The following is a 24,539-nucleotide window of genomic DNA, read 5'->3' on the forward strand; positions in this document are numbered from 1 at the left end:
CCGATCATGCACCAGGGATTTTATAATAGTCGGCAATACGGTCCAGCGCTAATCTAAGCACCAATTTGCCTGACCGCACTGGCCAGCCCATGTCTTTTTCAGCATGCGCCAGCGCCTCCCCTGCGCAAATGATCCGCCAGCAAATATCACGCATATCTTTGCCAGCAGAATGAAGGGCGCCATCAAAACGTGCTTTAGCAGAAATTTGTGCTTCACTATGGGATAGCCCATCATTGCTCGTCCCGCGATAGCTTATTGGTGACCAGGACATTGTCGACATCCGGTTAAGCTGCGCATATTCGAAATCGCGCCTTAATGCCTCACCTGCATCAAATTGCCTCTGTGATAAATAACCACGCGAATAGAGCCATGAAATTGGCGATTCATCGCGATTGAAACCTGGCATATCTTGGGTAGCAGAGCGTTTCGATTTTTTGGTTTTAATTGGCAAAATATATTCCCTTATGGTTATTTATTACTTTGCTTATCGCTATAAAGTTGCTATGTAGGAAAGCAATAAATTTGCCGATTTGGTTAATTGGGGAAGTTTTATGCACAATCATATTCGCGCCATTCGCAAACAACAGGGCCTGACGCTCGCTGAATTAGCGGAAAAATGTACACCTGAAACCACAGCCCAAACCATTGGACGCCTTGAAACCGGTACACGCACCCTTTCGCTGACATGGCTTGAACGCATCGCCAGCGCCCTTAATGTCGATAGCGATGCGCTTCTGGCGCGCGGGGGTGAAGACATCCCTGCGCTGACCGCAGTTATCAGTGCAGATGGTGCTGAGGCAGCAAAAGGCGCCAGCTATCTGCCTATATTCAAGCCCGATGCAGATCAATTTGTCGTACAATTTGAGGCCAGCCTTGGCGATTATCGCTCAGGCGACGTGGTTTATCTGGATAGATTGGATGGGCATAATCTGGCCAAAGCATTGAACCGGGATATTTTGCTGCCACGACCTGGCGGACGTTTTGTTTTTGGTCGATTGCTGGCTATGGACGCAGAAAAAATACAGATATTGCCGCTAAAAGCTGGGGCGCGTCAGATTGTGATTAATCGCCCTGAATGGCTGGGCGCTGCCAAGCAGCTATTTCGCAACCTTTAGCGTGTAACTGGGCGACATGCGCATACTTACACTCTCGACATTATTCCCCAATGCGGTGCAGCCCAATTTTGGTGTTTTTGTAGAGCGTCAATGCCAAAACCTTACCGCAAGGCCAGATGTTGACCTGACAGTGATCAACCCCATCGCCATGCCGCCCTTCCCTTTGAGATATGCGCCGCCTTATAAAGCCTTGCGACAATTGCCGGAACATGAGCAATGGCATGGCCTTGATGTTTACCGGCCTCACTTTCCCATTCTGCCAAAAATCGGAGGGGCAGCCAATGCCCGCAATATTGCCAACGCTGTTCTGCCTCTGGCCAAGCAATTGCACGCACAAAAGCCTTTTGATCTGATTGATGCAGAGTTTTTCTACCCAGATGGCCCTGCTGCAATGTTGCTATCAAAGGCTTTAAACCTGCCTTTCACAATTAAGGCACGCGGTGCGGACATTCACTATTGGGCGGGTAAAGGTGGTTGCAGAAACCAGATATTGACTGCTGCGGACAAGAGCGCTGGTCTGTTAGCGGTTTCTCAGGCCATGAAAGACGATATGGTCGCGCTCGGCATCAACAGAGACAAAATTACGGTTCATTATACTGGCTGTGACCAAAATATATTTCACCCCGATGCACAGGCACAGAGTGATATTGCGTCACTTGTGCCAACCCAGCCATATAGCATAACTGTTGGTGCCTTAATCGCGCGCAAAAACCCGTATTTGGTCCTAGAGGCGCTGGAGCAGGTGCTTGATCTACACCATGTGTTTGTTGGAGCGGGAGAGGAAGAGACTGCACTAAAAGCGGCTGCAGAGCGCTCTGGCTTGGCTGAACGGGTATATTTTACCGGCGCATTGCCGCACGCTGCGCTGCCCGGATTGCTGGCCAATGCCAAAATGCTGATCCTGCCCTCTCAATCCGAAGGTTTGGCCAATGCCTGGGTCGAGGCACTGGCTTGTGGAACGCCGATTATCATCAGCGAGGCTGGCGGTGCGCGCGAACTGGTCAAAGATGATCGCTTTGGCCGTATTGTAGGGCAAACGGCCGATAATATTGCCGCAGCGATGAGAGAATTGCGCGATCACACTGTTCCGCGCACCGATATTCGTGCGAGTGTTTCAAATTTCACTTGGGAACGCAATGCAGCAGAGCTTGATGGCTTTTTCAAAGGCATCATAAAGACGGCATAGCGGTCATCAGCGGCTAAGCCTTAGCAAAGTGCAGAGGGAAGATCGCTGCGCTGATCCAGCGCTCCTCTGCCCGCATCAGCCCCCATGTCCGCACGGCGGCTCGGCTATCCATGACTTCTAACCCGATATTCAACATTTCCAGAGCTCTGCGAAGAGTTGCTGGTGGGTGGATTAAGCTGTTGCCGGTGCCCAGCAATAGAAATTCAGGCTCCGGCTGTAAGTCCAGCGCTTTTCCCAAATTATCAATTGCTAGATCAGCAACCATGGGTGGTTCCCAGTCAAACGCATTGTCGGGGTGTAGAATCAAGCCCCCGGGAACCCGCCTATCTGCGACACGGAATCCCTCAGGGCCGATTGCCGTAACCAACGGACCGCTAATATCTTCGCGCTTGATTTCCATAGGCAGTGTCTGCGCTGAGCCTAAACTACAGCGCCGTCATATCCTTCGCGCAGCTTATTCTGAGCCTTTTCTGTGTCAGACTCTTCCGGGATAAAGCTGTCTGGCCCTACACCGAGCCAGATCAATACTGGCGATGCAATATAGACCGAGGAGTAGGTACCGATGACCACACCGAACAACATTGCCACAGAGAAACCGAAGATCACATCTGGACCCAATATAACAAGCGCAAGCAATGCCAACACCATGGTCAAGCTGGTACTGACCGTTCGCGCCAGCGTTTCGTTTATGGACACATCGAGCAGATTGGCAATTTCCATCTTACGATATTTGCGCAGATTCTCACGTATCCGGTCATCAATAACGATAGTATCATTAAGCGAGTAACCGATAATGGTCAGCAAAGCCGCGATAATGTTGAGGTTAAACTCAAGCTGTGTCAGCGCGAAAAAGCCGAATGTCAGCATCACATCATGGAATAGCGCAAACAAGCCACCAACACCAAATTGCCACTCAAATCGTAGCCAAATATAGATCGAAATCGCGATCAGTGCGAACACCAATGCATAGATGCCAGTCGACAGCAATTCGCCCGACACTTTGCCGGAAACAGCATCAACGCCATCAATCCGTGCGCCCTGTTCGGCGAATTCGCTTTCAATCATATTGGTGATTTGCACAGTCGTATTATTGGCTTCTTGAAGATTGTCTTCAGATGCTTCTTCAAGACGCATCTTAATGGCAATTTCGTTCTTCTGGCCAAAGCCTTGAATAGCCGGGTCGCCAAAATTGAGTGCCTGTATCTTGCTGCGCACCTCAGGAATTGGTGCTTCCTCAACATTATCAAACACAACGCGTATCTGCTGACCACCGGCAAAATCGACGCCAAAATTAAGGCCATTCACCATGACCAGCGCAATGGACGCGATAATGGTCAACACGCTGAAACCCACTGCAAAATTGCGATGCTTCAAAAACGCGATATTTGTAATTTCCGGAACAAGTTTAAGAAGTTTCATGTGCCTCGCTCCTATATGACCAACTCTTTGGGACGTTTTGCTTTAAGCCAAAGGGCCACAAACATACGCGTCACAAAGACAGCCGTGAAAACAGATGTGATGATGCCGACGATAAGAACGATCGCAAAGCCCTTAATCGGGCCAGAGCCGAACAGGAACAGCAATACGCCAGCGATAACATTGGTGATATTGGCATCATAAATGGCGCGCGACGCTTCTTTATAGCCTACGCTGATTGACTCGATAACTTTGCGCCCTCGCCTTCGCTCTTCGCCAATGCGCTCGTTAATCAGCACATTAGCATCAACCGCAGAGCCGACTGTCAAAATGAAACCGGCAATGCCCGGCAATGTCAGCGTCGCGTTTAGCAAGGCCATTATGGCCAGGATCAGAAACAGGTTAAGCACCAACGCAATATTCGCATAAACGCCGAAACGACCATACACCGCGATCATGTAAAGCAGGACCGCAGCCGTTCCCACGATACCGGCGATCGAACCTTTCACAATAGAGTCGCGGCCCAATTCGGCAGTGACGGTGCGCTCCTCAACAATCGTCAATTGTGTTGGCAGGGCGCCAGAGCGCAGTTGAATGGCCAATTGGTTAGCTGTTTCGACTGAAAATTGCCCAGAGATTTGCGCTGCGCCGCCCAAAATCGGCTCGTTAAATGATGGTGCCGAGATCACTTCGCCATCTAATATGATGGCAAAGCGCTTACCGGTATTCTCGCTGCTCAATTTGGCAAACTTCTGTGCACCTTCTGAATCAAACTGTATATTTACAACCGCTTGACTAGGGTTTTCAGGATTAAAGCTCTGCTGCGCACCGGTCAGACTATCACCTTTAATACCGCCCAAGCGCTTTACGGCGATAAAGGGCTGGGCGGCGCCGCCTTCTGGATATGGGTAGATTTCACTGCCTATCGGAGCGCGGCCGGCAAGGACTTCGCTGAAATTGGCTTGATCGTCGACCAGTTTAAACTGCAATTCAGCTGTTTTTCCTAGCAGTTCTTTCAGTTCATCAGGGTCTTGAAGCCCTGGCACTTGCACAACGATACGCTCTGCCCCTTGACGGATGATGGTAGGCTCGCGTGTGCCCAGTTCATCAATACGTCGCCGCACAACTTCGGTTGCCGAGTTCATCGCATTTTCGACAGCCTGGTCTAGGCCAGCTGAAGTTGGTGTCAGCACGAAGCGGCTATCATCGCGCACCGCAATATCCCAATCCCGTTGTCCGGTCAGGCCCGCACCGCTGGTCAAGGGCAGCAATGCTTCGCGCGCTGCATCAACCTGATTAGGATTGCGCAGCAAGAAGGAAAGCTGGTTATTCTCTCGTGAAATATCGCTGATACCAATTGCTGGTTTGGCATTTTTCAGTGCGTTGCGCACTGATTCTTCCATATTTTCGGTTTGCTTTTCGATAATATCTGATGGATCTGCCTCAAGCAGCAAATGGCTACCACCAGCCAGATCAAGACCGAGATTAACTTCCTCATTCGGCAGGAATGAAGGCCAATAGGCATTTTGTGTCTGTTCCGGCAAAAGGCTGGGAATAGACAGAAGAACGCCAAAGAGCAGCGTTAGACTAAGCGAAATAGTTTTCCAGCGAGGAAATTCCAACATGCGAATGACTTTTCTATTGGCCGGTTATATTTTGAGAAAAGGATATCAATACAGATATCCGCAAAGCAGGATGATTAATCATTGGCTGGCTTTTCGCCGCCCGGAGGTACGATATCTGTCAAGGTTGACTTCACGGCCTTTACCTTGGTGCCACCGCCAAGATCAATCTCAACATAATCATCATCGGCTTTGACAACTTTGCCAACCAATCCGCCACCAGTGACGACTTTATCGCCGCGCTTAACGCCGCCGATTTTTTCCTGATGCTCTTTCATCCGCTTTTGTTGCGGACGGATAAGCAGAAAGTAGAAAATCACGAAAATGCCAACCAATGGCAGCATGGTCACCCAAAACGGTGCTTGTGCATTGGCAGGAGCAGCCGCCAAACCTAGCAATATCATCATTGCGTTTAATCCTTAGAAATTTGCAAATTCATTGCACGCATATAGTGAAGTTCAGCAAAAAGAACAGCCCGATCATAACCATATCCGCATTAGTGGGAACAAATAGCCGATAAAGGCAATTGTCTGCTCAAAACCAGTGCAATCGCGCTTGCCAAATATTCAGCCCAGCCCTATATCCCGCGACTTGGGTAATCCCAAGGTCGGGACGTAGCGCAGCCTGGTAGCGCATCACACTGGGGGTGTGGGGGTCGGAGGTTCGAATCCTCTCGTCCCGACCAATTTTCCAAAATCCTCCCATTTGACAATCTCTTCACGCTGAACTGTTGCTCTAACGGTTCAGGGAACGCTGGTCCGCTGGGCGTCTGACACGTCACATGAACAGCAGAATTTACAAGATCATTACCGCTCATGCAAATCGGCGCGTCAGAGATATTCTCCGCCGCGCCGACTTTTGTCTATTATCTAATGCCGACCAGCTTAGAAGCTCAAGGTCGCACCAAATTGGATACGGCGATCAGGAAGGCCCTGGAAGCAGAGCAACGCGCCTTCGTTTACACAGCTTTGTGTAATTCGTGATTTGGTGAGGTTCACACCTTCAATGCCGACATTCAGGAATTCTGTAACGTCATAGTTGATACCAGCGTTCAGCTGACCGCGCGATTCAGTAACTACAGGGAAACCTAAAGTACTGTTCAGAGAAGCGCCGCCGGCTGTATCCAAAGTCCGGAAGGAATCACGCCATGTGTAACGTGCACGCGCAGACAAACCATATTTCTCATAATAGAGAGTGACGTTGTAAGCATGTGGCGAGAAGTCCAACAGGCCCTGAACCCGGGTCACCGGAACAGCAATGTTCGGGTTAATCGCTTGGAAGATATCTTCACCGCGACCGGAGTTAGAGTTGGTAGCCTGACCACCGCTAAATTCCTGATAGGTATAGTTAGCGATAATACCAAAACCAGATGCGAAACCTAATACATCTTCAAATTGTGATAGATCATATTGGAACGCAACCTCAATACCTGTTTGTCTTGTGCTTGCAGTATCGTTGATGATTGTCTGCAATGGAACACACAGACCATTGCCTATGACCGGCGATAGCACGTTACGATCTGGCACAGGGTTGAAAATACCACCGCCTGGGCAATTTGGATCAATAGAACGGAAACCATTCGCATCTTCAGGCGCATCTTCAACCTGAGTCACAAACAAATTGGTACGGTTTTTATGGAAGAACCCTACACTTATTACTGAAGATGGTGCGAAATACCATGACAATGAGGCATCGTAAGATTCCACAGTCTCAGGAGCAAGATTAGGATTACCAAGAGCCACCGCATTATTCGGCCCCGTTGGGAATGTCACTGAAAGCGACAAATCATCAAAATCAGGCCGATTAATATCTTCAGTGTAACTCGCGCGGAAGACCAATTCGTCGGTCACATCAACAATGAAGTTCACGCGAGGCAACCATTCTTGATAGGAACCACGTGATGTCAAAGGAGTAACAACTCCATTGGCATTATTATTACCGAATGAGTCAATATCGGTACTAACCCAACGCAAACCAAAATTACCGCGAACTGGTCCAGCCTCAAAATTCGCTTGAGCGTAGAATGAGTGTGTTTCCTCTTCGATACGGAATGATGCACCAAGATTGTTGGCAGAATTTGGATTAAGGTCATCTAGCAAACGATTACCATTTGCAATCTGAGCTTGACCGCCGGGCGTGGCATCTAGCGCAGCCTGAAGAGTCGCAAAGACTTCGTCACGCTGCGAAAAAGAGAGGTTAGGATCAATCAAAAGGAAATTACGGAACGCAAGTTCCCTTCCGTCAAACTCACCAAAGTTGCTTGGTCCTGCTACCAAAAGCTCAGGGAAAGCAGATCCAAATGGGCTATTGGCAATAGCCCCAGTACCAAATGTAGATTGCAATTGGGAGAAATCGGTTGATGAGCCATTATAGCGATAACCAAGGTCAAATGACGTAAAGAAAGGTGTCAGGTCCTCGACATCAATCGTTGTATCAATGCGGAAAGCATCTTCTTCATTCTCTGTTCTATTATTACTGGCTGTAACAGCGTCCAAGAGCACATTATTAGGATCAAGGAGTTGAGCAACAGTTGGTGCGAAAGGTGAATCAAAATCGATGCCAAAGGTCAATGCCCCGCCTGTCAGATCAAAAATAAACGGCACACTGTTATCATTACTGCTACCATCAAGCGGTGTCAGAGGATTTGGGTTTATAAAATTGAGCGTTGTGCTCAAATTTGGGTTGGATGTGTTGGATACCGCACGCGAACCTTCTACGCGAGCTGTAAAACGTCCAAACTCAAACTCAGTGCCGAGACGATAAACTTGGCTATCTGTTACACGCGCGCCGGTATCGCTTGAAAAACGCAAGTTCGGGTCATCATCATCGACACCGATATTGGGTTGAATAGTCCCTGTCAGCGCAGCCTGAATGCTACCCAAATCAACCCCATCTATCGTACCAAAGTTAACCGTTTCAAATGTTGCGGGCACGTTAATCAGGTCGACAGCACTAACACCAGAAGCCTGAATTCGCGAACTATCTTGAGTACGTTGTTGATCATTTACGATAGCATCAAAGTAGAATTTGACATTATCAGCAGGGGCCCATTCCAGAGATCCTGAAAAGTTTATGGTCTCAAACTCAAAATTTTCCAACTCCTGATTGAGGAATTGAATTCCAAGGAAATTAAAATCAGGGCCCGGTGCGCCAGCGGCTGTCACCGCTGCATTAGCAGGAATCAAATTGTCCCGGTCAACACGGGGACGAAACGAAGTTGCTTCCTGCTCAGTATAACTGCCGCTCAAAACAACGCCAATTTCACCAATTCCAGTGGACCAGACCTTACCAAAACTGCCGGAAATCCTTGGCTTAATACTGTCTGAAAGTTCACTATATTCACCTTGGGCGCGAACTGACAGAATTGTGTCTGTCAAGTCAAGTGGGCGAATAGTACGAAGATTGATCGTACCGCCAACTGCGCCTTCGATGGTTTTGGCTTCTGGTGCTTTGATGACTTCAACCGAAGCAATAATTGCCGGGTTAATATCTTCAAAGCTGATGCCACCACGACCAGTGCCAGCGCTGAGCGTTGTTACATCGTTGATCGCGGTTCGGTTATCATTTGTACCACGAATTTGCACGCCGGTACCGACACCGGCAGTTCTGGTAATTTGAACGCCAGTAACATTCTCTAGCACCTCAGCAAGGTTTTGGTCAGGAAGTTTACCAATATCTTCCGCCTGAATAACCTCGATAAGGCTGTCAGCGTTGCGCTTTTCGTTCAGAGCACTTTGTAATGAACTGCGAATACCTGTGACGATAATAGCATCGCCTTCTTCGCCCGCATCTTCATCGGCTGCCGCTTCTTGCGCATATGCTGGGTTTGAAAAAGCCACTAAAGCTGAGCTACTCAGCAATGCCATGGCAAAATTTTTTCGCGCAAGACTTTTGGCACGGATCAATCCGGTTTGTAACATAATACCTTCCCCTATAGTTACTTTATAATTTTATGATCTCATCCTTTATAAATACAACCAATATGTCAACCCATTGAATATACCTATTCTCGATTTTTTTATCTTATTGGACTGTCAATTGGTATGATAATTCTATTTACCGACGGCTATCCGGAACTTTCAAGAGAAGAAATTTGCGTATAACACCGTGCAGATGCCGATATATGCAATTGCATTCCCCGCAATCAGAGCCAACATAAGTAAGGAAGCAGAGCAAGGTTTGAGACTATGATCGAGAATGAATTTGCTATTCTACTGGCCCGCATACAGTTCGCTTTTACTGTAAGTTTTCACTTTCTTTTCCCGGCCTTTTCCATAGGCTTGGCTAGCTATTTGGCCGTATTGGAAGGGCTATGGCTTAAAACCGGCAAAGGTGTTTATGCCAATCTTTATCGTTATTGGTTGAAGATTTTTGCCATCGTTTTCGCGATGGGCGTCGTGTCGGGCATCGTTATGTCATACCAATTTGGCACAAATTGGTCTGTTTTTTCAGACAAGGCAGGACCAGTTATAGGGCCTTTAATGGCCTATGAGGTGCTTACAGCCTTTTTTCTAGAGGCAGGTTTTTTGGGAGTGATGCTTTTTGGTATCAACAAAGTCGGCAAAAAATTGCATTTTGCGGCAACGCTGGCCGTTGCGATTGGAACTTTTATATCGGCTTTCTGGATTTTGTCTGTGAACAGTTGGATGCAAACACCTGTTGGCTATGAGATAGCGGCCAATGGTCAATTTGTACCGGGGGAGAGTTGGCTTACAATCATTTTCAACCCAAGTTTCCCTTATCGCTTGATCCATACCTTAATGGCGGCCTATCTTACCACAGCCTTTGCCGTTGGCGCAGTTGGCGCTTGGCATTTGCTTAAGGACAAAGCGAATCCAGGCGCACGCAAAATGTTTTCAATGGCCATGTGGATGGCGGCAATTGTCGCGCCCTTGCAGATTTTTGCTGGAGATATGCACGGGTTGAATACACTGGAGCATCAACCAGCAAAGGTTATGGCGATGGAAGGGCATTATCAGAGCCATCCTGAAGGTGCGCCGCTGATTTTGTTTGGCATACCTAACAGCAAAGAGAAGCGAGTCGATTATGCCGTTGAAATTCCCAAGGCGAGTTCTCTCATATTAAAACATGACTTGGATGCGCCGCTGGATGGGCTCGACACAATCCCGGATGAGAATGAACCCCCTGTCGCCATTGTCTTCTGGTCCTTCCGGATCATGGTGGGTTTGGGCTTTGCCATGATGGCTATCGGTATATGGAGCCTTTTTGCACGGTGGCGCAAAAGCCTATATGATTGGCCATGGCTGCACCGGATCGCCATTATAATGGGTCCATCAGGGTTTATCGCCGTACTCGCCGGCTGGGTGACAACTGAAGTGGGGCGTCAACCTTATACCATCTATGGACTGCTGCGCACTGCGGACAGTGCCTCACCATTAGATGCGCCAGCGGTCGCTGCTTCGCTTATAGCCTTTGTCATCGTGTATTTTTTCGTTTTCGGCGCAGGCGTCTGGTATTTGTTGCAGCTTATGAAGAAACCTCCTCAGGCGCGCGAGGCAATGCTTGACGGCACACCCATCCGGTCCGCCGGCATTACCCCCGCACCGGCTGTTGGAAAACAAAGGACTGATAGCAAGCACGCGGAGCAAGACACATGATAGGCTTTGACCTCACCGTAATTTGGGCCACAATCATTGCCTTTGCTATTATAGCCTATGTCGTCATGGACGGCTTCGACCTAGGTATTGGTATGCTCTTCCCCCGCATCCCGGTCGGGAAACAGCGTGATACGGCTATGAACAGCATCGCTCCTATATGGGACGGGAACGAAACATGGTTGGTGCTTGGCGGCGGGGGTTTAATGGCCGCATTCCCATTGGCCTATGCCGTTATACTGCCGGCTTTATACGCCCCTCTAACCGCTATGTTGCTGGGCCTCATCCTGCGCGGCGTAGCATTTGAATATCGATGGCGTGACGAACGGCATCGTGAAACATGGGATCGCGCCTTTTTCGCTGGTTCCTTTGTCGCTACATTTGCGCAAGGCGTTACATTGGGTGCTTTGCTGCAAGGCATAAGCATAAGTGGCCGCTCTTATTCCGGCGGTTGGTGGGAATGGCTCTCACCCTTTTCTATGTTGACAGGTATCGGTTTATGCACCGGTTATGTGCTGCTCGGCAGCTGTTGGCTTATTATGAAAACAGAAGGGCCCTTGCAAGACAAAGCATATGGTTATGCGCGGTCAGCAACGATCAGCCTGTTATTGGCCATTGCCGTTGTAAGTGCCGCCACGCCGTTTCTTGAAGAAAAATATCATGAACGCTGGCTCGAATATCCAAATATCATTGCGACTGCGCCAGTGCCTGTAGCAACGTTGATCATAGCTTTCTTGCTTTTCCGCAGCCTGATAAAACGACTGGAAATAGCGCCTTTTCTGTATGCGCTTGGGCTGTTCGGTCTTTGCATTATCGGTTTGGGCATATCAATCTGGCCAGATATCATCCCCGGGCGTATAACAATATGGGAAGCGGCATCCCCGCCGAGCAGCCAACTTTTCATGCTGGTCGGGGCGGCTATCTTGGTACCTGTTATTTTGGCTTATACCGCATATGCCTATTGGGTTTTTCGCGGCAAGGTTGAAAGTGAAGGCTATCACTGATTATGGACCAACCTCCCCAGCCTTTAATCAAGCAATTGCTCTGGTTTGTCGGTCTATGGGCCATCAGCGTCCTGACACTCGGCATTATCGGCTTGGTTATAAAGTCTGTTTTGTCACCATAATTTAGGGCAAAGCGCCATTTGGCGAAGCTATATAGTCAAAGCTAGGCAAAACTGCATCGCGATACGCCATATCGTAGGAAAGCATCTGTCCTACAAATAACCAATTAGGTTATATACTCCTTTTTATATTCCAATAAGGAGTGCTGGCAAATGGAGAAAGTTACTCAGCTCATCAACGATGTTATTGCGCGTGAAGGGGGATATAGCAACCACCCCGATGATCGCGGCGGCCCAACACGATGGGGCATTACCCAAAGCGTAGCCCGTAAGCAGGGATATTCAGGTGATATGAAACATCTGCCGCGCGAAAGCGCTATGGACATATATCGTCAGCTTTACTGGCTCGACCCCAAGCTGGATCAAGTTGCAGAGCGCGCACCTCTATTAGCCGCAGAGTTGTTCGATACCGCAGTGAATATGGGCACAGCCAGAGCGATCCGCTTTCTACAAAGGTCACTCAACGCACTACAACGCAGTGACAATGACCATTTGCTAACACTTGATGGCGTTATCGGTCCGCAAACTTTGCGCATATTGGATGGTTTTCTGAGAAAGCGCGGTCGTCAGGGAGAGCGCGTGCTCACTCGCGCCGTCGATTCCTTACAAGGCGCCAAATATATCAGTCTTGCAGAGAGCAGACCAGCCAATCGATCTTTCTTATTTGGTTGGCTCGCGCACCGCATAGGTGTGGAATAAACCCATCCCCTCTGGTCAATATATCTCTTCCAGAGAAACACCCTTCCCCGCAATTTACCAAAGGACAATCTTCATGGCGATATTGGAAAGCCTGATCAGCCCGATCACATCTATAATAGACAAAATTATTCCTGACCCTGATGCAAGAGCCAAAGCAAAATTGGAGCTAATTAAATTGCAAGGCAGCCAAGAATTGCAAGCAGTTGAAACGCGAATCGCTACCATATTGGCTGAAGCAAAGTCTGCCGATCCATGGACCAGTCGAGCACGACCAAGCTTTCTTTACGTAATGTACGCTATGATTTTATGGGCCATCCCAATGGGCGTGATAGCATCGATCCGTCCAGAAACCGCTTTTGCTATCGCCAATGGCATGAATGCCTATCTTTCCGGCCTTCCAGAGCCATTATACGCCCTATTTGGTACGGGATATTTGGGTTATACTGTTGCGCGACAATGGGGTAAAAATCGTGGAATCGAATAAACTTTATCTCTGTTTACGCAAAAAAAACTATCCTCCATGCGAAAAAATCTTGCCAGAAGCATATTCATGCCAGTAAACAGGACACTCTGTTTTTAAGAATCCTACGAAGGGGAATGAATATGAAAAACTCTAACCTGGGCAAAATGCTCGCCATCGCTGGCGGTCTTGCACTTGCAACTGCTTGTACTCCTGAAGAAGCTGGCGACGCCGCTGCATGTGCAGCTTGTACCGCTGAATGTGCTGCTTGTGGCGCAGCATGTGCCGCTGGTTGTGCAGCATGCGCAGCTGGTTGTGCAGCATGTGCAGCAGCTTGTGGCGCAGCATGTGCAGCAGCTTGTGCAGCATGTGGCGCGGCTTGTGCAGCATGTGGCGCGGCTTGTGCAGCAGCATGTGCAGCTTGCGCAGCAGTAGACGCTGTAAGCGAGTAATTTTGCTGAAAAATTGAATTTGGCGGTTTACTGACGGCTATATTGGCTTACATTACATTCTAACTCAGTTTAGAATGGTTAAGTAAGATAATATGACCGAATCAGTAGACCGCCTTTTTCGTTTAACCGAACAGATTGTTGAGGAAGGTATATCACTAGTACCGCGCGTTGTACCTATGGATGCGCCTTTTGTTCAATATCAACACTACCCCAAAGGCGATTGCATCGCTCCGGGGAATAAGTCACGCTGGTTTTACCATGCGCACAAACCCGAAGAACGTGAAGAAGGCGAGCATGGTCATTTTCACATGTTTTTGCCGGGCGATGTTTTTAAAGGCGTAGAGCCGCTTAACGCTCCTCCTCACAAGAAAAACAAAAAGGGCAATTTCCCAGCCAAAGTCGTGCATTTTGCCGCTCTTGGCTTTGATACTGCGGGTATGCCGCTCTATTGGTTCACAACAAATTATTGGGTCACGGCGGAATATATGATGCCAGCTGACGCCATTGCGCAGCGCCTGAAGCTATTCAACATGAAGGGTGCGCCTGGTGACCCGTTGGTCAATGATTGGTTGACAGCAGCAGTCGAAGTCTTCCGCGATCCGATCATTAGCTTGCTGGAAGAGCGCGATAAGATCATTGGTGCAGCTGTGGAAGAAGAAGGCGACAAAGCCTATCTCAACAAGAAGATAGAAATCCCTTCAAAAGCGGCTTTTGATTTATAATCTGTAGCAGCAACTCGCGCCAAAATATTTGGTGACCCCGGCGTGATTCGAACACGCGGCCTATTGATTAGGAATCAATTGCTCTATCCTGCTGAGCTACGGGGCCTTATCTATGGTCTAGCCATGCTATGAACATGCTTCAAGGTCTAGCTTAGCTATACCCCATCCCTGTGTCAGATCAGTTTTCTTTATCGGGTCGCCTAACCGGCAGTGGCAGAGGCGCGATATTGATCCCCTCCTCCAGCAATGCCTTCGCATCGTCCAGACTGGCCTCACCATGCACAGGTGCGACCTCCGCCTCGCCATAATGCATAGCACGCGCGGTATCTGTAAAGTCTTCTCCCACCCAGCGCGATGACTCAAGCGCTTTTTCTTGTGCCTCAGCTAGCTTTGACAACATGGCCTTCATTTCAATCAGCGATGGCGTTGATGTGCCGGTTGGAGCCGAGAGCTGGACTGCATCATTAGGCTGTGCGTTTTCTACTGGCTCGATAGCTTCATTTTTGGCAGGCGTTTGCGGTATATCTATAGCCGATTTCTGATTAGATTTCGCGCCAATAGACGGCGCCATAACTGCTTTGGAAATATCATCTGCACCGCATATCGGACAGCTTATCAGGCCGCGCGCTGATTGATCTGTAAAGTCATCGCTCGATCCAAACCATCCTTCAAAAATATGGTGATTTGGGCACTGCAGATCAAAAACAATCACTGGGTGAATATCCTGGGTGTCTTAGCAAAATCGCGTTGATTGGCGAGCGAGGGCAGTTTCTTGCGTGTTTCACTCACCTTTTCAAGATCAATTGACGCAAAACCAAGTCCGCTCTGATTATTCATATCCAGCAAAACATCTCCCCAAGGGTCAATAACCAAAGAATGCCCATAGGTTTTGCGGCCATCTTCATGCTCACCATTTTGCGCAGCCGCTATAATAAAGCATTGCCCTTCAATGGCACGGGCACGCAACAGGCTGTGCCAATGGGCTTTGCCGGTTGGCACAGTAAACGCAGCTGGAACCGTTATCACATGAGCGCCATTGGCCACCAACGCAGCGTAGAGAGTGGGAAAGCGCATGTCATAACAGACTGTCATGCCCAATGGGCCAATAGGGCTTTGTGTTAAAACGGCTTCCTGCCCTGCCCCATAAGCTGATGATTCGCGCCAATCATCGCCATTGCCCAATGTCACATCGAACAGATGAATCTTATCATAGCGCGCTGAAATACGGCCTTGCCTATCGAACAGTATCGACCGGTTTCGCCATTTTCCATCATCATGTGCCACAGCATGTGAGCCGATATGCAATGCTATTTGCGCTTTGCTGCAAGCCTTGGCCATGTGCTGCAAAAAACCACTCTCGCTCTCACTAACGATATGCTGCGCCGCACGTTTACGGTCTCGGTCAAGCATACCTGCCATTTCAGGGGTGAACAAAATTTCTGCCCCTTGGTCGGCAGCCTGCTCAATAGCGGTCTCGATTATGCATGCATTTTCTGACGGCTCTGTGCCGCTTGTCATCTGCAACAAGGCAATTTTGTGCGCCATCAACTAACCATCAAACGTCTTAAAGCTCGCAGCTTAACCAGCAAGTAAAGCGTCCAACTTACCCGCAGCTTCCAGAGCGGCAAGATCATCAGAGCCGCCAATATGTTTATCATTGATAAAAATTTGCGGCACAGTGGTGCGGCCATTGGCACGCTCAATCATTTCGGCACGCTTTGCGCCGCCCATGCTAATCTCATATTCTTCAAATGATACCCCTTTTTGTTTCAAAAGGTCTTTCGCCCGATAACAAAAGGGGCAAGTAAATTTGGTATAGATTTCAATTTTGGTCATAATTCCTCTTTCCATAGGCATATGGTCATACATGCTGCCCTGTTCAACAAGACTATACGCAACCGTAAAAGCGTTAATGCATCGCTTCTAATCCAGCTTCTCCATCTCGCAACACCCTTGCCCAACACATGATTTCAACTCTGCTTGCTCCGGCTTTTTTAAGCACTTTAACGCAAGCATGGCTGGTCGCCCCGCTGGTATAAACATCATCGACAAGCATTATCTTGCGCCCACTTAGCTGACCAGCTTTTTTAGGATTAACAGCAAATACATTTTTCACGGCCTCTTTTCGCTGCCTTAATGTCATATTTTTGAGCGGCGGCGTGGCCTTGGTCCTCAGCAATGCATCGGCGCTGATTGCTGTGCCGTGCATATACGCCAATTGCGATGCAATAAGTTGCGACTGATTAAACCCCCGTCGCCATAACCGCCATCGGTGCAAAGGCACTGGCACCAACAGCCAATCTTCCTCCAAGTCGGGCATTTGGCGCAGTAGCTGCCCTGCAATAAGCTTGGCAAGGCCGATGCGCCCTGCATGTTTCAAGCATAATGCAATACGCCGTGACAGATCATCATATATAGCGACCGCTCGAATGCCATCATGCGGTGGTGGCTCAGCTAAACATGGGGCGCATATCAGCTTATCCTGCTCTAAATGCGTGCGATCGGTGCCCAACGGACGACCGCAACTGCCACATTGCGGCGCAGATATGAGGCGCAGCCTTGGCCAGCAATCGCCGCAAAAGCCGCCCTGTTCCAGCACCATTTCACCGCATAAAGGGCATCGCGGAGGCAGGATCAGATCGACAAAGCCACCCAAAGCGTGACGATAATGATCGCTCACCTTGCCCATATCGCGCTCCTTTTACGCTAGCAGCAATTTGCCACTTGCCCGAATGATGACAAATCGCCACATCGCAAATATGCAAGACCCGTCAGAACCGAACAAAATTTTTGACCCACAACGTCAACGCCAGAACCGCCAACGTCGCATGACGATGCTGCAACGGCAAGCGGATAGTGATTTTTTAAGCGACCTTATGGCCGATGATATAATTGCTAGGCTGGATGTCGTTACCAGATCATTTTCCAAAGCTCTCATTATCGGCAATTGCTCAGAAACTCTCTTGGATTGGCTCAAAGAGCGGAGCATTGAAACTGCAATTATTGATATGGTTCCTGCTCCTGCTCCTGCTCCTGCTCATAGGCCCAATATGCCGCCGCATCTCATCTGCAAGGAATGGGATGAAATTCCTAGCCTGCCATTCCAGCCGGATTTAATCATTATGATTGGCGTGCTGGATGCTGCCAATGATGTGCCTGGCCTGTTGGCGCAGTTGCGCAGAGCTTTACGCCCTGATGGATTGCTGCTTGCTGAGTTTTTTGGTGTTGGCAGTTTGCCATTGTTAAAACGTGCAATGTTGGTCGCGGATGGCGATATGCCGCGGCCACATATACACCCGCAAATCGATGTGCGTTCAGGGGGTGATCTTTTAAGCCGTGCCGGCTTTGCTATGCCCGTGGCAGATATTGATATGTTGAACGTGCGCTACAAGTCAGTCCGGCAATTACTGCACGACATTCGCAGCTTTGGCGGCGGTTATGCCCTCACCAACAAAGTTGTGCGTTATAGCAAAGGCCAATGGGCGCTGCTTAATGATTATATCGCATCGCAAGCGGATAGTGATGACAGGGCTACCGAGAATTTTGCGCTTGTATCGCTTAGCGGATGGGCACCCTCGCCAGACCAACCAAAGCCGGCCAAACGTGGAAGCGCAACAATGTCACTCGCCAGCCAGCTTGGTAAAAAGCCTGGCTGACGATTTAACAGATTGCCTTAGCGACGCGCGGCCAAGCGGGCTGAGCCTGCGCTACCATTGCCGGATTTGCGCACAATGCAGCTGCCGCCGCGTGCTTTAATACCATCACAAAGAGCTTTTGCAGATTGCTCATTACCAAAACCCGTCGCTGCAAGGCGATATAGTGTCCGGCCATTTGATTTCACCGTAGAACTGGCATTCCCAAAGGGTGCAAGCTCGCGATATTGTGTGGTCAGTTGCGACCATGCTTTTTGCGCACCTTGCTGCGAAGAGAATGCGCCAAGCTGCAATATATATTGGCCCTCAACGACGCGTTGCCGCGCTGCCGGAGCTGGCTTAGCTGCAGGCGCGGGTTTCGCGATGCGTGATGGTGCAACACCTGCAGTCTCAACAATCGGCGCCTTTTTGGCTATAGCAGGTTTGACAATGGGTTTTGCAGCCGGTTTTGGTGCAGGAATGGCTATCGGTGCAGCAGATGCCAAAGTTATAGGCTTCGGCGCAGCTTTAGGAGCAGGCACCGGAGCAGCTTTGGTGGGTGCTTTGGCAGCAATAGCGACGGCCTGCGCATTTTCACTTTGCGGACGTAGCGCCAACTGTATTGGCTGGCCATTATCAACCGTTGCAGGGCTTACACCCAGCAGAGAAGCAACACGTGCCTGATAAGCATTAGGCCGTGCAAGCTGTGCCCATTGCAGGATACGCGCATTAACATCATCAGGCTTCACATCTTGCCCTGCCATTAGCTTGGCTTCGCGCCAGCGGCCATCCAAGGCATAAGCAAAAGCAAGATTTTGGCGAACCTTTGGTGAATTGACACCTGTACGGATAAGGCCGGATAGCACATCAACACCGCGGCGCGTTTCACCAGCAAGCGCCAGGGCGAGACCATAATCGCTAGGCGGCAGAACCGATTGTTTGGAATTGAGCAGTTCAAGCGCGTCTTGCTGCTTGCCTTGCGCAATTTGCGTTAGCGACATGCTGATAATGGTGCGCGCACTGTTATCACCCAATGCAACGGCATCTTCAAATGTCTTTTCAGCAGATCTGAAACGTCCATCCTTAAGATATGCCTGCGCTAATACGCGGCGTGCTTCTGCGTCACGGGGTGCAATCAGCACAGCGTCTTCCGCACTCGCAATGGCTTTGGCTGTCTTGCCATTGGACAATGACTTCTCAGCTTTTTGTGTCAGATTTGCAGGCCCGCCGCTTTGGCCGGGAGTACTACAACTAGCCAATGTTACGCCAAATATCAGCGTTGATACAGCCATTTTCAGCATTGCCTTGTTCGTCATTGTGTCCATCCTTGTTCTGGTCACTTAAATAAGTTTGTGTTCTTCAATTCTGTTTACGTAATTGCCTGACCGTCTTGATCAGATATGCTGCCGGTCATCGCATCCAGCTCTGGAAAGCCTGCAAGAAACTCATCCAATGCATGAGTCACCATATTTTGTGCAGACTGGTTGCGGATCGCACATGCTAGGCGCAGACGCAGATGTCGCTGCGCATCAAGCCGCAATGTGAATGCCGCCCGTTTGCCAGAAGCAACTTTTGAAGTGCTAGCAGCGCGTTTTTTGACGCTTTTAGCTTTGACAGCAGTAGATTTGGCAGCAGCAGGTTTGGCAGAAGTAGCCTTCAAAGCAGCTTCGGACCGCTCCAATTCCTTTGCTTTTTCATCAACCTTTACCTGTATCTTTGCCGGTTTTTTGGACAATACCGAACGCGCCTCAGCAATATTGTGTGCTTCGGCTTTCGGACTTGGTTCAGCAACAGAAGGCGCATCATCCACCAGTGGCAATATCGCTCCCGCTTTATCAGCGCCGGGTTTGCTCCACAGAGGTGATGTGTTAACCGGCGCAATCGCATCAGACTTATCTGCTGGTTCGACCGTTTCAGCCTTCGCTTCAGCAGGTGCAGCTTTGCCGATAGCCTCTTCATCAGCCGTTTTGGCTGTGATTGACGGCTTTGCTTCAGGCTGTTTGCCTTCATCCGCACCTTGTGATTTTACAGTGTCAGGTTCCACACCCAGAAGCGGACTTTCTGCCGTCTCGCTTGGTACTGCTTCAGCATTTGCATTGCCATTGGCAAAATTGCGCTGCAACGCATCCTGCTGCTTCACAACTTCCGGAATAGCCGCTGACAATATACCAGCTTTGCGCTCGTCTTCGCCTTCACTTTCAGGCTTGATCGCTTGAGGCCCAGTGCTTTGCGGGGGATCAACATCATAGCCCATATCGTTCCAACCCAGATCATCTTGTGTTGATGAGCTTGCTGCTGGAGCGGACATGATATTTTGTCTGCGCATAGCTGGCCTTGCGGCCCCCTTACGGGCAAGAAGGCCCGAAGAAAGAGATGCGAGTGGTTTGGTGTCACTCATTTCTGTATCGCCCCCGATTATCCGATAACCCGGCGGCCAAAGCCACCCATGGGACGCGGAGTACCTGGCTGTGCAGGTATCGCACTTTTAGAAGCTGGTGCGCTAAACACTGTCCGACGGAAATTCTTTTCTAAACGATCAGCGATATAACCCCAGAGCTCGACGACCTCACCAGCGGACTTGCCGCCCGGATCAATCTCCATAACCGTACGACCATCAATCATTGATGCGGCAAAATCTGTACGGTGATGCAATGTTGTTGGCGCCACCGTGCCATGCTGTGACAGCGCAACCGCTGCTTCAGATGTAATTTTTGCTTTTGGCGTCGCTGCGTTAACAACGAATACCAACGGCTTGCCTGCGCGTTCGCACAGGTCAACCGTTGCGCCAACTGCACGCAAATCATGCGGGCTTGGTCTGGTTGGAACAACAATCAATTCAGCGACAGATATAACGCTTTGTATAGCCATAGTGATGGCTGGCGGTGTATCAATAACGGCAAGTTTGAAGCCTTGTTGACGTAATACAGCCAAATCTGCGGCCAGACGAGCGACAGTGGTTTGCGCAAAGGCGGGATATTCGTCTTCACGTTCATTCCACCAATCGGCAAGCGAACCCTGAGGATCGATGTCAATCAATACTACAGGCCCAGCGCCCGCCAATTGTGCCTGAACAGCGAGGTGTCCGGACAATGTGGTCTTTCCGGACCCGCCTTTTTGTGATGCTAATGCGAGAACGCGCACAATGATCCCCTTGGTTAGAAAACTCAAAATGGGTTTCGCAGAACAGCCCTAATTTTGAGTTAACGGGGAAAAGAAATTGTAAAAAACCTCAAAAAACTGTTCGAAATGGCCAAATGCTAGGGTTCCTATTGCCTGTCCATGTTACGCTAACAATTCGTTAGTTATGTTTTGCTAATGTTAGGAAATTAGAAATTTATGTGCAGTGTCAAACATATGAAGCTGCGCATCAGGATTAATATATAGGCCAATGATATGGCATGTATAAAAAGTGGAGTTTGATATGCCTTTTCCATTTATCTCGCCTGCGCGTACCCGTGCGACATCTGCCCGTACGACATCTGTTGCTTTGGCCGCACTTATTATGGCGGCTTTCCCACAAAGTGCATTTGCTGATGTGAAAGCTGGTGTCGATGCCTGGGGGCGCGGTGATTATGAGACTGCGATCAAAGAATGGCGCAAACCGGCTCTAGACGGCGATGCGGATGCGCAATTTAATATGGGCCAGGCGCACAAATTTGGTCGCGGTGTGCCCATGGATTTGAACATTGCCGCAGACTGGTTCCGCCAAGCAGCAGAAAAAGGCCATTTACAGGCCGCTGATAATTATGGTCTTATCCTCTTCCAAAATGGCCAACGCAAAGACGCTCTGCCATGGCTGGAATCATCGGCAGCCAGAGGCGAGCCACGTGCGCAATATATCATGGGCACGGCTTATTTTAACGGTGAGTTGGTAGCGAAAGACTGGGTAAGGGCCTATGCTTTAATGACACGCGCATCTTCATCCGGCCTGCCGCAAGCATCACAAAACCTTGCCGCTATGGATCGCTATCTAACCCCAAATCAGCGCCAAGAAGGTATCGCCCTTGCTGGCAGATTACAGCAACAGGCTGATCGTGAACGCCAACAACAATTGGCTGCGGCAACGTTGCCGCCAGTAGCAAATGGCAATTTGCCAGCGCGCCCCTCTGCCTCAACAGGCCCATTACAAACGGCCGCCCTGCCGCCATCACGCCCGACACCGCGCCCAGTTACAAATCCATCTGTCACGCCTCCGGCAAGCAGTGGTACTTTTTCAGCCTCATCCAATGCAGGCGCAGATTTCGCTCTGCCAGGGACACCTATACCAGCACCAGTTGCTGCACGCCCTGCGCCAGTAGCCACGACTCCTGCTCCCCGTCCCGTGGCGGCAACAGGTTCATGGCGGCTGCAATTGGGGGCCTTTGGCTCTCAGAGCAAAGCTGAATCGCTCTGGTCATCACTTGAAAGCCGCAACAGTAACTTGCAAGGCTTACAACCCTATCTGGTGAAAGCAGGCAAGGTAACGCGGCTTCAGGTTGGCAATTTTGCCAGCCGCAACGAAGCCGACAGGCTGTGCGGCCAGCTCAAAGCCTCTGGTCAGGCCTGTTTCTCCATCAAGAAATAACCTGCCACTCGCTGCTGGGAATGCCCAGAGCATAGAGTATCGCGCTTAAATCATTATGGCGAAGCGGGAAATCCACCGCTTCGTTCACAACCGGTTTTGCGTGATAACCAATGCTCAGTCCGGCAAGATCAAGCATAGGTAAATCATTGGCACCATCGCCAACCGCTAAGCTGTTAGAGTAATCAATATTTTTCGCAGCGGCAATCTGCATCAATATATCGGCCTTACTTTGGGCACCAAATAGCGGGGGTATTAGGCCGCCGGTTAATTTACCGCCCTTAACGTCCAGCCGGTTGGCATGCACGCCATGAAAGCCGAGGTCTGCGCCAATATGATCGGCAAAATGATGAAAGCCACCAGACACCAATAAACAATGCACATTATTGGCTCGCAGCGTCGCCAATAATGTTTTTGCACCCGCATTCGGCGTTACCCGTTGGTGCAAACATTCGGCCACCAGCGCTTCATCGAGATTGGCCAATTTTGCGACCCGCTCACGCAGAGATGCCGCAAAGTCCAGCTCGCCGCGCATTGCGCGTTTAGTTATCGCCGTAATCTCATCTCGCACACCGGCATAATCGGCCAGTTCGTCAATACATTCCTGCCCTATCATCGTGCTATCCATATCGGACAGAAAAAGAGATTTCTCTCGATGAGCAACGTATTGAACTGCAATGTCGCAGCGATCTGTGAATGATGACAAGGCCCCAGCTATACGCGACTGCATTGCCCCCTGCCCGCTATCACTTTCGCCATCTATGCAGATATCCAGAGCTTTGCCTTTATCAATCCATTCATGGTTCTTGACCATCAGGCCTTTAGCTGCAAGCGCGTGGGCCGCATGAATATAATCATCTTCGGTCAGTGCAGCCATATTGTCGCCACTAAGGCTTGTCGCATTGGCAGCAATCAGTGTAGCAACCAGCATGATGAACGATACTCCGGAAAATCAGACATTTGAGGCACAAGACGGCCATGAATACCGGCCTGCTTCGCTTTTGCTTATTGCCGGTCCCACTGCAAGCGGCAAGAGCGGATTGGCCATTTCTGCTGCAAAAACTATCAAAGAGTGTGGCAAGCAGCCCATCATCATCAATTCTGATGCCAGTCAGGTTTATGCCGATCTGGATATTGTGTCAGCCCGGCCCAGCACAGCCGAAATGGAAGACATTCCCCACAGATTATTTGGATATCGCGATGGTGATACGGCTTGCTCAGCCGCTGATTGGGCCGAAGATGCAAAGCAGGAGATAAAAACAGCTATTGCAGCTGGATCATACCCCATATTAGTAGGGGGTACTGGTCTGTATATCAGCACATTGCTGGATGGCATCGCGCCCATCCCGGATATTGATCCCGATTTACGTGCAAGAATACGCCAGATGGAGCAGGCACAGGCCTATGCCCAATTGCAGGAAAACGACCCGTTAATCGCTGCCAAGCTCAACCCAAATGACAAAAGCCGCATTCAACGAGCGCTAGAAGTTGTCTTGCAAACAGGACAAAGCATTGCGATTTGGCGCAACAAGCGTGAAGGCGGCATTGCCGAGCATATCAATTTGCATCCTCATATATTGCTGCCCGAGCGCGAATGGCTTTATGCACGCTGCAATCAGCGTTTTGTGGAAATGCTAGACCAAGGCGCGATACGCGAAGTGGAAACCTTATTATCACGTGATCTGCCCATGGACCTACCCGTTATGCGGGCCATAGGTGTGGCAGAGATTAGCAGCTATTTGCGCGGGCAATCCTCCTATGATGAGATGATAGAGGCCGGTCAGATGGCAACACGGCGCTATGCCAAGCGGCAATATACCTGGCTACGCAATCAGCCTCCCCAAGATTGGCCCCGTCTTTCACCTGATTCACAACAAATGGAACCCAAAGGGCTGTTCGCGAATTGGTTAGATAGCTAATTTCGCGCAACATGCTT

At 49.7% G+C, this 24,539-nt stretch carries 26 protein-coding genes and 2 tRNA genes; 12 read left to right on the forward strand and 16 right to left on the reverse strand.

All coding sequences use genetic code 11. From position 1 onward, the window contains the following. Positions 1-4: 4 nt before the first annotated feature. The gene (locus ACR9YC_RS08320) at positions 5-451 is read right to left on the reverse strand and encodes a DUF6456 domain-containing protein (protein ID WP_438726230.1); all 447 of its coding nucleotides are present in this window, start codon (positions 449-451) and stop codon (positions 5-7) included. Between the two features lie 100 nt (positions 452-551). On the opposite strand from ACR9YC_RS08320, the gene ACR9YC_RS08325 reads away from it, so the two are divergent. Further along, positions 552-1,115 (forward strand): helix-turn-helix domain-containing protein, encoded by a 564-nt coding sequence (locus ACR9YC_RS08325; RefSeq protein WP_438726232.1) that lies wholly within the window; start codon positions 552-554, stop codon positions 1,113-1,115. A 16-nt stretch (positions 1,116-1,131) separates the two neighbouring features. Next, entirely contained in the window at positions 1,132-2,301 is a 1,170-nt protein-coding gene (locus ACR9YC_RS08330) for a glycosyltransferase (protein WP_438726234.1), read from the forward strand. Positions 2,302-2,314: 13 nt separating this feature from the next. Here the strand turns inward: ACR9YC_RS08330 and ACR9YC_RS08335 are convergent, their stop codons facing one another. The 4 genes from ACR9YC_RS08335 to yajC form a co-directional block, all read right to left on the reverse strand. Continuing rightward, the gene (locus ACR9YC_RS08335; RefSeq protein ID WP_438726236.1) at positions 2,315-2,701 is read right to left on the reverse strand and encodes an Mth938-like domain-containing protein; all 387 of its coding nucleotides are present in this window, start codon (positions 2,699-2,701) and stop codon (positions 2,315-2,317) included. Positions 2,702-2,721: 20 nt separating this feature from the next. Beyond that, positions 2,722-3,720, reverse strand: coding sequence for a protein translocase subunit SecF (gene secF / locus ACR9YC_RS08340; protein WP_438726238.1), 999 nt, complete (start codon positions 3,718-3,720; stop codon positions 2,722-2,724). 11 nt (positions 3,721-3,731) lie between these two features. Further along, positions 3,732-5,342 carry a protein translocase subunit SecD gene (gene secD, locus ACR9YC_RS08345; RefSeq protein WP_438726240.1) on the reverse strand — a complete coding sequence of 537 codons (1,611 nt, stop codon included), beginning with the start codon at positions 5,340-5,342 and terminating at the stop codon, positions 3,732-3,734. 74 nt (positions 5,343-5,416) lie between these two features. Further along, entirely contained in the window at positions 5,417-5,746 is a 330-nt protein-coding gene (gene yajC / locus ACR9YC_RS08350) for a preprotein translocase subunit YajC (protein ID WP_438726242.1), read from the reverse strand. A 201-nt stretch (positions 5,747-5,947) separates the two neighbouring features. On the opposite strand from yajC, the gene ACR9YC_RS08355 reads away from it, so the two are divergent. Next, positions 5,948-6,024 (forward strand) — tRNA-Pro (locus ACR9YC_RS08355). 199 nt (positions 6,025-6,223) lie between these two features. On the opposite strand, the gene ACR9YC_RS08360 is transcribed toward ACR9YC_RS08355, so the two are convergent. Further along, entirely contained in the window at positions 6,224-9,259 is a 3,036-nt protein-coding gene (locus ACR9YC_RS08360) for a TonB-dependent receptor (RefSeq protein WP_438726245.1), read from the reverse strand. Positions 9,260-9,526: 267 nt separating this feature from the next. On the opposite strand from ACR9YC_RS08360, the gene ACR9YC_RS08365 reads away from it, so the two are divergent. The 5 genes from ACR9YC_RS08365 (at position 9,527) to ACR9YC_RS08385 (ending at position 13,260) form a co-directional block, all read left to right on the forward strand. Continuing rightward, positions 9,527-10,957: a cytochrome ubiquinol oxidase subunit I gene (locus ACR9YC_RS08365; RefSeq protein WP_438726247.1), complete on the forward strand. Its 1,431-nt coding sequence runs from the start codon at positions 9,527-9,529 to the stop codon at positions 10,955-10,957. Further along, complete coding sequence (cydB, locus tag ACR9YC_RS08370; protein ID WP_438726250.1) at positions 10,954-11,958, forward strand: cytochrome d ubiquinol oxidase subunit II; 1,005 nt, start codon at positions 10,954-10,956, stop codon at positions 11,956-11,958. Before ACR9YC_RS08365 ends, cydB begins: the two co-directional genes overlap by 4 nt. 2 nt (positions 11,959-11,960) lie before the next feature. Further along, positions 11,961-12,080 (forward strand): DUF2474 family protein, encoded by a 120-nt coding sequence (locus ACR9YC_RS08375; protein WP_438726253.1) that lies wholly within the window; start codon positions 11,961-11,963, stop codon positions 12,078-12,080. A 150-nt stretch (positions 12,081-12,230) separates the two neighbouring features. Then, complete coding sequence (locus ACR9YC_RS08380) at positions 12,231-12,776, forward strand: glycoside hydrolase family 108 protein (RefSeq protein ID WP_438726256.1); 546 nt, start codon at positions 12,231-12,233, stop codon at positions 12,774-12,776. Positions 12,777-12,849: 73 nt separating this feature from the next. Continuing rightward, positions 12,850-13,260 (forward strand): holin family protein, encoded by a 411-nt coding sequence (locus ACR9YC_RS08385; RefSeq protein ID WP_438726259.1) that lies wholly within the window; start codon positions 12,850-12,852, stop codon positions 13,258-13,260. A gap of 129 nt (positions 13,261-13,389) precedes the next feature. On the opposite strand, the gene ACR9YC_RS08390 is transcribed toward ACR9YC_RS08385, so the two are convergent. Beyond that, a complete protein-coding gene (locus ACR9YC_RS08390; protein ID WP_438726261.1) occupies positions 13,390-13,650 on the reverse strand; it encodes a hypothetical protein in 261 nt (86 codons plus the stop codon). 130 nt (positions 13,651-13,780) lie between these two features. On the opposite strand from ACR9YC_RS08390, the gene ACR9YC_RS08395 reads away from it, so the two are divergent. Beyond that, positions 13,781-14,410 carry a DUF6969 family protein gene (locus ACR9YC_RS08395; protein ID WP_438726263.1) on the forward strand — a complete coding sequence of 210 codons (630 nt, stop codon included), beginning with the start codon at positions 13,781-13,783 and terminating at the stop codon, positions 14,408-14,410. A 29-nt stretch (positions 14,411-14,439) separates the two neighbouring features. Here the strand turns inward: ACR9YC_RS08395 and ACR9YC_RS08400 are convergent. The 5 genes from ACR9YC_RS08400 to ACR9YC_RS08420 form a co-directional block, all read right to left on the reverse strand. Then, a tRNA-Arg gene (locus ACR9YC_RS08400) sits at positions 14,440-14,516 on the reverse strand. A 72-nt stretch (positions 14,517-14,588) separates the two neighbouring features. Beyond that, positions 14,589-15,122 carry a DUF1178 family protein gene (locus ACR9YC_RS08405; protein ID WP_438726266.1) on the reverse strand — a complete coding sequence of 178 codons (534 nt, stop codon included), beginning with the start codon at positions 15,120-15,122 and terminating at the stop codon, positions 14,589-14,591. Next, on the reverse strand, positions 15,119-15,955 hold the full coding sequence (locus ACR9YC_RS08410) for a carbon-nitrogen hydrolase family protein (protein WP_438726269.1): 837 nt from the start codon (positions 15,953-15,955) through the stop codon (positions 15,119-15,121). Before ACR9YC_RS08410 ends, ACR9YC_RS08405 begins: the two co-directional genes overlap by 4 nt. A 33-nt stretch (positions 15,956-15,988) precedes the next feature. Next, positions 15,989-16,246 (reverse strand): glutaredoxin 3, encoded by a 258-nt coding sequence (gene grxC / locus ACR9YC_RS08415; protein ID WP_438726271.1) that lies wholly within the window; start codon positions 16,244-16,246, stop codon positions 15,989-15,991. Positions 16,247-16,319: 73 nt separating this feature from the next. After that, positions 16,320-17,099 carry a double zinc ribbon domain-containing protein gene (locus ACR9YC_RS08420; RefSeq protein ID WP_438726273.1) on the reverse strand — a complete coding sequence of 260 codons (780 nt, stop codon included), beginning with the start codon at positions 17,097-17,099 and terminating at the stop codon, positions 16,320-16,322. A gap of 187 nt (positions 17,100-17,286) precedes the next feature. Here ACR9YC_RS08420 and ACR9YC_RS08425 point away from each other — a divergent pair, with 187 nt between their 5' ends. Next, the gene (locus tag ACR9YC_RS08425; protein WP_438726275.1) at positions 17,287-18,066 is read left to right on the forward strand and encodes a methyltransferase domain-containing protein; all 780 of its coding nucleotides are present in this window, start codon (positions 17,287-17,289) and stop codon (positions 18,064-18,066) included. Positions 18,067-18,083: 17 nt separating this feature from the next. Here the strand turns inward: ACR9YC_RS08425 and ACR9YC_RS08430 are convergent, their stop codons facing one another. The 3 genes from ACR9YC_RS08430 to ACR9YC_RS08440 are packed head-to-tail and all read right to left on the reverse strand — an operon-like array spanning position 18,084 to position 21,183. Beyond that, positions 18,084-19,358: an SPOR domain-containing protein gene (locus ACR9YC_RS08430; RefSeq protein WP_438726277.1), complete on the reverse strand. Its 1,275-nt coding sequence runs from the start codon at positions 19,356-19,358 to the stop codon at positions 18,084-18,086. A 53-nt stretch (positions 19,359-19,411) separates the two neighbouring features. Next, positions 19,412-20,440 (reverse strand): hypothetical protein, encoded by a 1,029-nt coding sequence (locus tag ACR9YC_RS08435; RefSeq protein WP_438726279.1) that lies wholly within the window; start codon positions 20,438-20,440, stop codon positions 19,412-19,414. A 17-nt stretch (positions 20,441-20,457) separates the two neighbouring features. Then, complete coding sequence (locus ACR9YC_RS08440) at positions 20,458-21,183, reverse strand: AAA family ATPase (protein WP_438726282.1); 726 nt, start codon at positions 21,181-21,183, stop codon at positions 20,458-20,460. A 280-nt stretch (positions 21,184-21,463) separates the two neighbouring features. Here ACR9YC_RS08440 and ACR9YC_RS08445 point away from each other — a divergent pair, with 280 nt between their 5' ends. Next, positions 21,464-22,606: an SPOR domain-containing protein gene (locus ACR9YC_RS08445; RefSeq protein ID WP_438726284.1), complete on the forward strand. Its 1,143-nt coding sequence runs from the start codon at positions 21,464-21,466 to the stop codon at positions 22,604-22,606. On the opposite strand, the gene serB is transcribed toward ACR9YC_RS08445, so the two are convergent. Continuing rightward, positions 22,596-23,534 carry a phosphoserine phosphatase SerB gene (gene serB / locus ACR9YC_RS08450; RefSeq protein WP_438726287.1) on the reverse strand — a complete coding sequence of 313 codons (939 nt, stop codon included), beginning with the start codon at positions 23,532-23,534 and terminating at the stop codon, positions 22,596-22,598. The two genes, ACR9YC_RS08445 and serB, sit on opposite strands and share 11 nt — an antisense overlap. Between serB and miaA the strand changes: the two genes are divergently transcribed. Further along, the gene (gene miaA / locus ACR9YC_RS08455) at positions 23,533-24,522 is read left to right on the forward strand and encodes a tRNA (adenosine(37)-N6)-dimethylallyltransferase MiaA (RefSeq protein WP_438726290.1); all 990 of its coding nucleotides are present in this window, start codon (positions 23,533-23,535) and stop codon (positions 24,520-24,522) included. The two genes, serB and miaA, sit on opposite strands and share 2 nt — an antisense overlap. The last annotated feature ends 17 nt before the right edge of the window (positions 24,523-24,539 follow it).

Origin of the sequence: Parasphingorhabdus sp. DH2-15 (genome assembly GCF_051668705.1) — a bacterium.
GTDB lineage: Bacteria > Pseudomonadota > Alphaproteobacteria > Sphingomonadales > Sphingomonadaceae > Alterisphingorhabdus.

What these genes read in the sequence shown, in the direction of transcription:
- ACR9YC_RS08385 (WP_438726259.1), top strand. Translation starts at nt 12,850, where the DNA reads ATGGCGATATTGGAAAGCCTGATCAGCCCGATCACATCTATAATAGAC.
- serB (WP_438726287.1), bottom strand. Translation starts at nt 23,534, where the DNA reads ATGCTGGTTGCTACACTGATTGCTGCCAATGCGACAAGCCTTAGTGGC.
- miaA (WP_438726290.1), top strand. Translation starts at nt 23,533, where the DNA reads ATGATGAACGATACTCCGGAAAATCAGACATTTGAGGCACAAGACGGC.
- secF (WP_438726238.1), bottom strand. Translation starts at nt 3,720, where the DNA reads ATGAAACTTCTTAAACTTGTTCCGGAAATTACAAATATCGCGTTTTTG.
- ACR9YC_RS08335 (WP_438726236.1), bottom strand. Translation starts at nt 2,701, where the DNA reads ATGGAAATCAAGCGCGAAGATATTAGCGGTCCGTTGGTTACGGCAATC.
- ACR9YC_RS08430 (WP_438726277.1), bottom strand. Translation starts at nt 19,358, where the DNA reads ATGACGAACAAGGCAATGCTGAAAATGGCTGTATCAACGCTGATATTT.
- ACR9YC_RS08425 (WP_438726275.1), top strand. Translation starts at nt 17,287, where the DNA reads ATGGCCGATGATATAATTGCTAGGCTGGATGTCGTTACCAGATCATTT.
- ACR9YC_RS08420 (WP_438726273.1), bottom strand. Translation starts at nt 17,099, where the DNA reads ATGGGCAAGGTGAGCGATCATTATCGTCACGCTTTGGGTGGCTTTGTC.
- ACR9YC_RS08375 (WP_438726253.1), top strand. Translation starts at nt 11,961, where the DNA reads ATGGACCAACCTCCCCAGCCTTTAATCAAGCAATTGCTCTGGTTTGTC.
- ACR9YC_RS08445 (WP_438726284.1), top strand. Translation starts at nt 21,464, where the DNA reads ATGCCTTTTCCATTTATCTCGCCTGCGCGTACCCGTGCGACATCTGCC.
- grxC (WP_438726271.1), bottom strand. Translation starts at nt 16,246, where the DNA reads ATGACCAAAATTGAAATCTATACCAAATTTACTTGCCCCTTTTGTTAT.
- cydB (WP_438726250.1), top strand. Translation starts at nt 10,954, where the DNA reads ATGATAGGCTTTGACCTCACCGTAATTTGGGCCACAATCATTGCCTTT.
- ACR9YC_RS08395 (WP_438726263.1), top strand. Translation starts at nt 13,781, where the DNA reads ATGACCGAATCAGTAGACCGCCTTTTTCGTTTAACCGAACAGATTGTT.
- ACR9YC_RS08325 (WP_438726232.1), top strand. Translation starts at nt 552, where the DNA reads ATGCACAATCATATTCGCGCCATTCGCAAACAACAGGGCCTGACGCTC.
- ACR9YC_RS08435 (WP_438726279.1), bottom strand. Translation starts at nt 20,440, where the DNA reads ATGAGTGACACCAAACCACTCGCATCTCTTTCTTCGGGCCTTCTTGCC.
- ACR9YC_RS08390 (WP_438726261.1), bottom strand. Translation starts at nt 13,650, where the DNA reads ATGCTGCTGCACAAGCCGCGCCACATGCTGCACAAGCCGCGCCACATG.
- ACR9YC_RS08365 (WP_438726247.1), top strand. Translation starts at nt 9,527, where the DNA reads ATGATCGAGAATGAATTTGCTATTCTACTGGCCCGCATACAGTTCGCT.
- yajC (WP_438726242.1), bottom strand. Translation starts at nt 5,746, where the DNA reads ATGATGATATTGCTAGGTTTGGCGGCTGCTCCTGCCAATGCACAAGCA.
- ACR9YC_RS08380 (WP_438726256.1), top strand. Translation starts at nt 12,231, where the DNA reads ATGGAGAAAGTTACTCAGCTCATCAACGATGTTATTGCGCGTGAAGGG.
- secD (WP_438726240.1), bottom strand. Translation starts at nt 5,342, where the DNA reads ATGTTGGAATTTCCTCGCTGGAAAACTATTTCGCTTAGTCTAACGCTG.
- ACR9YC_RS08360 (WP_438726245.1), bottom strand. Translation starts at nt 9,259, where the DNA reads ATGTTACAAACCGGATTGATCCGTGCCAAAAGTCTTGCGCGAAAAAAT.
- ACR9YC_RS08410 (WP_438726269.1), bottom strand. Translation starts at nt 15,955, where the DNA reads ATGGCGCACAAAATTGCCTTGTTGCAGATGACAAGCGGCACAGAGCCG.
- ACR9YC_RS08330 (WP_438726234.1), top strand. Translation starts at nt 1,132, where the DNA reads ATGCGCATACTTACACTCTCGACATTATTCCCCAATGCGGTGCAGCCC.